This window comes from Kitasatospora sp. MY 5-36, assembly GCF_001182915.1.
Classification (GTDB): domain Bacteria; phylum Actinomycetota; class Actinomycetes; order Streptomycetales; family Streptomycetaceae; genus Kitasatospora.
The window spans coordinates 1-7,160 of the sequence record NZ_LFVW01000587.1; the positions used below are offsets into that span (position 1 = coordinate 1).

General features: G+C 73.9%; 7 protein-coding genes and 1 pseudogene. 5 read left to right on the top strand and 3 right to left on the bottom strand.

Annotation, left to right across the window (positions count from 1 at the left end):
* Window positions 1-326 (bottom strand): annotated as a pseudogene (locus AE652_RS47530) (hypothetical protein); the annotation flags it as partial.
* A gap of 94 nt (window positions 327-420) precedes the next feature.
* On the bottom strand, window positions 421-1,314 hold the full coding sequence (locus AE652_RS30860) for a LysR family transcriptional regulator (protein ID WP_049657470.1): 894 nt from the start codon (window positions 1,312-1,314) through the stop codon (window positions 421-423).
* Between the two features lie 151 nt (window positions 1,315-1,465).
* Here AE652_RS30860 and AE652_RS30865 point away from each other — a divergent pair, with 151 nt between their 5' ends.
* Window positions 1,466-2,521, top strand: coding sequence for a YncE family protein (locus AE652_RS30865; protein WP_049657473.1), 1,056 nt, complete (start codon window positions 1,466-1,468; stop codon window positions 2,519-2,521).
* 37 nt (window positions 2,522-2,558) lie between these two features.
* On the opposite strand, the gene AE652_RS49085 is transcribed toward AE652_RS30865, so the two are convergent.
* Window positions 2,559-3,605 (bottom strand): VanZ family protein, encoded by a 1,047-nt coding sequence (locus AE652_RS49085; RefSeq protein ID WP_049657475.1) that lies wholly within the window; start codon window positions 3,603-3,605, stop codon window positions 2,559-2,561.
* A gap of 401 nt (window positions 3,606-4,006) precedes the next feature.
* Here AE652_RS49085 and AE652_RS46735 point away from each other — a divergent pair, with 401 nt between their 5' ends.
* From AE652_RS46735 to AE652_RS30885, 4 genes are all read left to right on the top strand, one after another.
* Window positions 4,007-4,150: a hypothetical protein gene (locus AE652_RS46735; protein ID WP_159028593.1), complete on the top strand. Its 144-nt coding sequence runs from the start codon at window positions 4,007-4,009 to the stop codon at window positions 4,148-4,150.
* Between the two features lie 37 nt (window positions 4,151-4,187).
* A complete protein-coding gene (locus AE652_RS30875) occupies window positions 4,188-4,505 on the top strand; it encodes a hypothetical protein (RefSeq protein WP_049657477.1) in 318 nt (105 codons plus the stop codon).
* A 183-nt stretch (window positions 4,506-4,688) separates the two neighbouring features.
* Complete coding sequence (locus tag AE652_RS30880) at window positions 4,689-6,341, top strand: Rieske 2Fe-2S domain-containing protein (protein ID WP_049657480.1); 1,653 nt, start codon at window positions 4,689-4,691, stop codon at window positions 6,339-6,341.
* Window positions 6,342-6,352: 11 nt separating this feature from the next.
* A partial coding sequence (locus AE652_RS30885) for a glycosyltransferase family A protein (protein ID WP_049657484.1) occupies window positions 6,353-7,160 on the top strand: 808 nt, incomplete at its 3' end.

The following is a 7,160-nucleotide window of genomic DNA, read 5'->3' on the forward strand; positions in this document are numbered from 1 at the left end:
GGGTCCATGCCGCCGGCGATGGTCGGGTCGACGGCGGAGGCGGCCGAGATGGCGGGGTCGACGGCGGAGGCGGCCTCCATGGGCGCGGCGGCCGGGCCGTGGTGGACGGCGGCCGCGGGGTGCGCCGGGTGCACGGCCGAGGCGTGCGTCCCCGCTCCCTCGTGCCCGCCGGAACCACCGTGTCCGCCGTACCCGCCGGAACCACCGTGCCCGCCGCCCGGATGGCCGAGCGTGTGCATCGTCACGATGCCGAACAGCAGCGCGGCGAGCAGCAGCAGGCGCGGCGCCCACGGCACCGGCGGACCGAACGGCCGTGACCGCACCATCCTCCGCCTCCTGTCCCCAGCCGCCGCCATGTACCCCGGCAGGGTATCCCGACAACACACCGCGGACCGAGCCGGGGCGCACCCCCGCAGGGGGCTACTCCCGCCCCAGCACCGCGGCCGCCACGTGCTCGCGGAACCAGCGGTGCCCCGGATCGGCCGAGTTGCGCGGGTGCCAGGCCATCCCCAGCTCCAGCGGGGCGAGTTCCAGCGGGATCGGGAAGGTGCGCAGGCCCAGCGCGGCGACGGTGTCCGGCAGCCAGTCCTCGGGGACGAGGGTGACCAGGTCGCTGTCCCGGGCGAGCAGCATCGCGCCGGTGTGACTGGGCACGACCACCGCCACCCGGCGCCGGAGCCCGAGTTCGGCGAGCCCGGCGTCGATCGGGCCGAGCCGTTTGCCGCGCCGGGAGACGCCGATGTGGTCGGCGGCGGCGAACCGGCGGGCGGTGATCCGGCGGCCGTCGAACAGCGGATGGCCCGCCCGGGCGAGGCCGACCAGGGGAACGCGGAGGAGCTGCCGGGTGCGGACCTCCGTGTCCAGGTGGCCGAGCACGCCCAGTTCGACGTCCACCAGCCCCTGCCGCAGCGCCGGCCCGTCCTCCAGCGCCTCCGGCAGGAAGACCACGTCCACCCGCGGGGCCTCCGCCCGGACCCGCTCGACGAGGGCGCCCGCCGTCCGTACCAGCATCAGTTCACCGGCCTGCAGCGTGAAGGTGCGGTCGAGGTGGACGGGGTCGAAGCCGGCGCCGGGGCGCAGCACGCTGTCGCAGCCGCGCAGCAACGCGCCGACCTCCTCCCGCAGTTCGAGCGCCCGCGGGGTCGGGACGAGGCCCTGCCCGGCGCGCACCAGCAGCGGGTCCTCGACGGCGCGGCGCAGCCGGGCCAGCATCCGGCTGACGGCCGCCGGTGAGGTGCCGAGCCGCTCGGCGGCGCGGGTCACGCTGTTCTCCTGGAGCAGGGCGTCCAGCGCCCGCAGCAGGTTGAGATCCATTGGCCGTCCGCTCCTGACCTGGGTCTTTGCATTCCGGGCAACTATCCGATGCCGATCCTTGCATGGCTCCCGCCGCGGCTGCCGACGACAGTGGAGACGACCGCGAAACCGCGAAACCGCGAGACCGCGAAGCCCTCCCCGAGGAGTCCTCATGTCGCAGCCCTCCCGCACCCACCGCACCGACCGCACCGGCGACGTCCTCGCCGTCGTCAGCCAGAGCGGCTCGAACGTCCTGTTCTTCGACGCCGCCACCGACCGGCACCTCGACACCGTCCGGGTCCTCGCCGAACCGCACGAGCTCTGCTTCGACCCGAACCGGCGGCTGCTCTGGTGCACCAGCGCCTACCGCTCGGGCTACTACGGCGCCAACAGCGGCCGCCGCACCGAGGTGACCGTCATCGACGCCGACACCCGGCGGGTCGTCGACGTGGTCGACCTCGCCCCCGAACACGGCCCGCACGGGCTGGCCCTGGACACCGCCCGCGGCCGGCTGTACGTCAGCGTGGAGGGCGGCCCGGACCGGCCCGGCGGCGTCGTGGTCATCGACACCGGGACCCGCCGCCCGCTCGGCCGGATCGACACCGAGGCGCCCGGTCCGCACTGGTTCGCCATCACCCCGGACGGCCGGACCGGCTTCGCCACCAACAAGGAGGCACCCTTCGTCTCGGTCGTCGACCTCGACCGGGGCGTGCTGACCGCCAAGGTCGAGGTCCCCGGCAGCGAGGGCCTGGCCGTCTCCCCCGACGGCGCCCGGGTCTACGTCGCCGGCCCGTACTTCTCGGCCACCGCCACGCCCGCCCCGACCCCCGGCATCCGCGTCATCGACGTCGCGACCGCGTCCGTCACGGACGTCCTCCCGACGGACTCCCCGGCCCTGCCGGTCCACCTCACCCCGACCGGCAGGCTGCTGGCCGGCGAGGTGCGCAGCGTCCCCGAGGCCGGCTCGCCCCTGGGGCGCCAACTCCCCGGCCGTCTCACGGTCTTCGCCGCCGACGGCCACCAGCGGCTCGGCTCGGTCGAGGTGGGCCTCTTCCCACTCACCGTCACCTCCTCCCCCGACGGCCGCCTCGCCTACGTCTCCTGCGCCGTCTCCTCCACCGTCGACGTCATCGACCTGGAGTCGCTGGAGCAGGTGGCCCGACTGGAGGTCCCCCGGCTCGGCGAGGCGGGCGCGCACGGCCTGGCGTACCTGCCCAGCCCCGCCTGAACCCCGGGACGGACCACGGGAGTTCGAGGACCAGGGACTACGAGGAAGCTGTCAGGATGCGGCCGTCGGCACCCACGGTCAGGTCGAGGCGCACCGCCGGCTGCCCCGCGGCCGTACCCTCGCGGCGGTAACCAAGCGTGCGGGCAGCGCCGTTCGGGCCGGCGGGGGTGACGGTCGGGGTCAGGCCGGCGATCCGGTCGGCGAACCAGGTGTCGGCGAAGGCCCGGCCGGCGGCGACGACCTGCTCCGGGGTGAGGGCGGGTGAGCCGGCCGCGTCGGCGGAGGGCGTGGCGGCGGCGACGGCGAGCAGGCGGCCGCTGGGCTGCTCGATCCGGAGGTCGCCGCGGTCGGTGCTGACGTCCATGATCTGCTGGGTGAGCCCGGGGTCGGCGGTGGTCGTGGTGGTGTCCACCAGCGTGCGCGGGCCGAACACGCCCTCCGCCACCCGCTGCGCCGTCGCGATGTCGTCGGACGGCGGAGCGAAGAGGCCCGGTGAGTCCCGGTACGTGCGGATCCCGACGTGGACCACCAGCCCCGCCCCCGCCAGCCCGACGGCGCCCAGCACCAGCCCGTGGACGAGGTCGCGGCGCAGCCGGGGCAGCCCGCGCCGCCGGACCAGCAGCCAGCCGACGGCGAGCAGCGTCCCCAGCAGCGCGCCGGCCGCGTTGTCGACGAAGTCCGCAGCGTCGCAGGCGCGTCCGGTCCCGAGCAGGGTCTGGACGACCTCGGTGACGGCGGACAGCACCGCGCAGCCCGCGAGCACGGTGACCGGCCGTCGGAAGAGCAGCACGCCGAAGAACGCCAGTGGCAGGTAGAGCGCGATGTTCATCAGCCCCTGCTGCGCCGTCGCGTCGGCCCACATGCCGGGCCCGATCGTGCAACTCGGCGGCCCCGAGTACCCGGTGGCCGTCGGTGTCAGCGTCACCGCCAGCTCGCCCGCCAGGCTCAGTCCCCACAGCACCGCCGTCGGGACCGCCATGCCTCTCCGGCGGGCCCACCGGGCGGTTCCGAGGGCGAGCGCCGACCCGAGGAGGGCGAACACGAGCAGGAGGGCGGGGACGGCCGAGTAGCTTGCTTCGATCATCAGGTCTTCCGGGTCAAGGGTAGGCAAAGGAACGCTACCCCAGTCGTGGCACCGGCCTGCTCCGGCCCCGGACCCACCCTCAGGTCCCTCGCGAGACCGAGCCGTCCACGCGAGGGACCTGCATGTATTCCCTCCCTGGGGCGGCCGCCGGCTGTCCACATCGCGGAACGCGGAGCGGCGGCGGGCTGACACCTTCCGCCTGACCGAAACCTGCCAAGTCGGTCGCCCCGCAGCTCATCCGGGGTCGGGGCGACGTCCCCTTCCTGGCCCGAAGCTGCCACGCGTTTGGTGTCACCCTGAACCCGTGTGAGCGCACCGGGGCCCGTGCGAATCTTGGGACCACCGAGGCCGCGGACGAACGAGAGCGGCCCGAAACCCCCCAGGATTCGGAGGACTTCCCCATGTTCACCTCCGCGCGTTCCCGCGGCCCCGTACGCCGGACGACGACGACCGGGCTCGCCACCGCGCTGGTCGCCCCGCTTCCCTTCCGCCCGCTCCCGCAGGCCTTCCCGGCCGCGGTGGGCAGCGGCTTCTCCTGGGGCTGACCGGCCGGTTCCCCCCCCAGAGCTCCCAGGACTTCCGGTGCACCTCGTCGGCGTGCTGCTGACCGCCGCGACAGGCGGGTCGGCGGGCGCCCGGCCGACCGTCGGGGCCGTGCTCTCGGCCCTGGACAGCGTCACGTCCGCCCGCGACGGCGTCGAGCACCTCCACGTCCACATCACCCCCCGGGGTGTCCGGTTGACCTTCTACCTCGCCGGCTGCGACCTGACCGACGCCGTCGGCCGCGCCATCGCGATCGCCCACCGGGCCGTCGCCGGCCCGACAGCGCTCGCCCGGTTCGCCGTCACGGACTTCAACGTGCTCGACCGGCCCGCCGGCCCGCGGCGCGACGCCCACTGACGGCCACCAACGGCCGCTGACGACCACTCACGGCCGCTCACGACCGCCGACAGGGCCCACGGACGGCCACTGACGCCCGCCCGGACGGCACCGCGGCCGCTCCCCCAACGGTGGCTCCCCCCACGGCCGTTGCCTCTCCCCGGCCGCCTCCTCCTGAAGTCGCTCGACCGCCATTGGAGACTCATGCGCATCACATCCGTCGGCCACGCCGGCCTGCTCGTGGAGACCAGTGCCGGGCGCATCCTCTGCGACCCCTGGTTCAATCCGGCGTTCTTCGCCTCGTGGTTCCCGTTCCCCGACAACGAGGCGATGGACACCGCCCAACTGCACACCGCGGAGTACCTGTACGTCTCCCACCTCCACCACGACCACTTCGACGCCGAGTGGCTGCGGACCCGGATGTCCAAGGACACCGTCGTCCTGCTGCCGGACTACCCGGTCCGCGACCTGCGGACGTCCCTGGAGGACCTCGGCTTCCGCCACTTCGTCCAGACCCGGGACCTCGAACCGACGCAACTGGACGGCGGCGTCCAGGTGATGGTCAACGCGCTCACCTCGCCGACCGACGGCCCGATCGGCGACTCCGCGATCCTCATCGACGACAACGGCACCCGGATCCTCAACCAGAACGACGCCCGCCCGGTCGACGAGCCCCGGATCAGGTCCTTCGGGCCGCTCGCCGGGCACTTCCTCCAGTACTCCGGGGCGATCTGGTACCCGATGGTGTACGACTTCCCCGCCCGGATGAAGCAGACCGTCGGCCGCCGCAAGCGCCGCAACGGCATGGCCCGCGCCCTGAACTACGTCGAGCAGTACGGCGCCGAGCACGTCTTCCCGTTCGCCGGGCCGCCCTGCTTCCTGGACGACGAGCTCTTCCACCTCAACGACCTGGACGGCGACGACGCCAACATCTTCCCCGACCAGTGGGTCTTCCTCGACTTCCTCCGCGAGCGCGGGGTGACCAACACCCACCTCCTCCTGCCGGGCACCGTGGCCGAGTTGGGCCCGGACCGCAGCTGCCGGCTGGAGCAGGTCGACGAGCGGACGGTCGCCCGGATCCGCGACGACCGCACCGGCTACCTGCGCGAGTACCAGGCCCGCCGGGCCGACCGGATCCGCGCGGAGAAGGCCGGCTGGCCGACCACCCGCACCGACCTGCTGACCGGCCTGCGGGAGTGGGTGGAGCCGCTGCTGCAGTACGCCGACCGCACCTGCGAGGGCATCAACGGCCGGGTCCTGGTCGAGGTGGTGGACACCCCGGACGCGACCGGAGCCGAGGAGGGAGCCGACGGCGGGACCGGAGCCGGGACCGGAGCCGGGGCCGCACCCACCGAGCAGATCCTGTTCGACTTCCTGGACCGCCGGGTGGCCCGCTGGGCGGGCGAGGAGTGCCGCTACCGCTTCGAGCTGCCCCGGCCGCTGGTGGAGCGGATGGTCGCCGAGCGCTGCCCCGACTGGGCGAACGAGCTGTTCCTGTCCTGCCGCTTCAAGGCCGCCCGCAAGGGACCTTTCAACGAGTTCGTGACCACCTTCTTCGCCTCTCTCTCGACCGAGCGGATGGCCTATGTCGAGGGCTACTACGCGGAGTTGAGCCAGACCGAGGAGCGCGCCCGGGCCGGCGACCACGTCGTCCAGCGGCTCTGCCCCCACCTCAAGGCGGACCTGGTCCGGTTCGGCTCCCACCGGGACGGCATCCTCACCTGCCGCCTGCACGACTGGGAGTTCGACCTGGCCACCGGCCGCTGCCTGACCAGTGACGACCGGAAGATCATCAGCGAGGCGCGGGTCAACCCGTCCGACGATGACCCGGACCTGCCCGAGATCCCCGCGGCCTGAACAGGACAGACATGACCCTTCCCCTGGTGTCGGTGGTCATCCCGCTCTACAACGACGCCCGCACACTGCCCGCCTGCCTGGACGCGGTGACCGCCCAGACCTACCCCAACCTCGAGATCGTCGTGGTCGACGACGCCAGCACCGACGACTCCGCCCTGGTGGCGGAGAAGTACCCGTGCCGACTGGTCCGCCAGGAGCGCAACGCGGGGCCCGCCGAGACCCGCAACCGCGGTGCCCGGGAGGCCCGCGGCGAGATCGTGTTCTTCCTGGACGCCGACGTCGGCCTCTCCCCGACCTCGGTCGCCGCCGCGGTGGAGCGCCTCGCCGCCGACCCGGAGACCGGGTCGGTGTGCGGCATCACCGCCAAGGAGCCGCTGCTGCCGACCACCCGGGTCGGGGACTACCGGATCCTCCAGTCGTACTACTGGCGGATCAGCTCCGAGGGCACCGTCACCCCCTGGTTCTCGGCCCTGGCGGCCATCCGCCGGTCGCTGTTCCTGGACTCCGGCGGGCTCAACCCGGCCCTGCGCCAGACCGAGGAGATCGACTTCGGCGTACGGCTGTCGGCCACCCACCGGATCGAGCTCAGCTCCGCGGTGGTCGGGCGGCACAACGACGAGGAGCAGCTGTCCGGGCTGGTCCGCAAGCTGTTCCGCCGGGCGCGCCTGCGGGTGCCGCTCTACGTGGACCACCGGGGCTTCATGCGCGGGTTCGAGACCCGCTCCCGGGCCGTCGCCGCGCTCGCCGCGGCCGGCGCGGTGGCCTCGCTGCCGCTGGCCCTGGCGTCCCGCCGGACGCTGCCGGCCACCGCCGCCCTGG

Excerpts from the sequence above, each read along its gene's own strand:
- AE652_RS30860 (WP_049657470.1), bottom strand. The coding sequence starts at position 1,314 with ATGGATCTCAACCTGCTGCGGGCGCTGGACGCCCTGCTCCAGGAGAAC.
- AE652_RS30865 (WP_049657473.1), top strand. The coding sequence starts at position 1,466 with ATGTCGCAGCCCTCCCGCACCCACCGCACCGACCGCACCGGCGACGTC.
- AE652_RS49085 (WP_049657475.1), bottom strand. The coding sequence starts at position 3,605 with ATGATCGAAGCAAGCTACTCGGCCGTCCCCGCCCTCCTGCTCGTGTTC.
- AE652_RS46735 (WP_159028593.1), top strand. The coding sequence starts at position 4,007 with ATGTTCACCTCCGCGCGTTCCCGCGGCCCCGTACGCCGGACGACGACG.
- AE652_RS30880 (WP_049657480.1), top strand. The coding sequence starts at position 4,689 with ATGCGCATCACATCCGTCGGCCACGCCGGCCTGCTCGTGGAGACCAGT.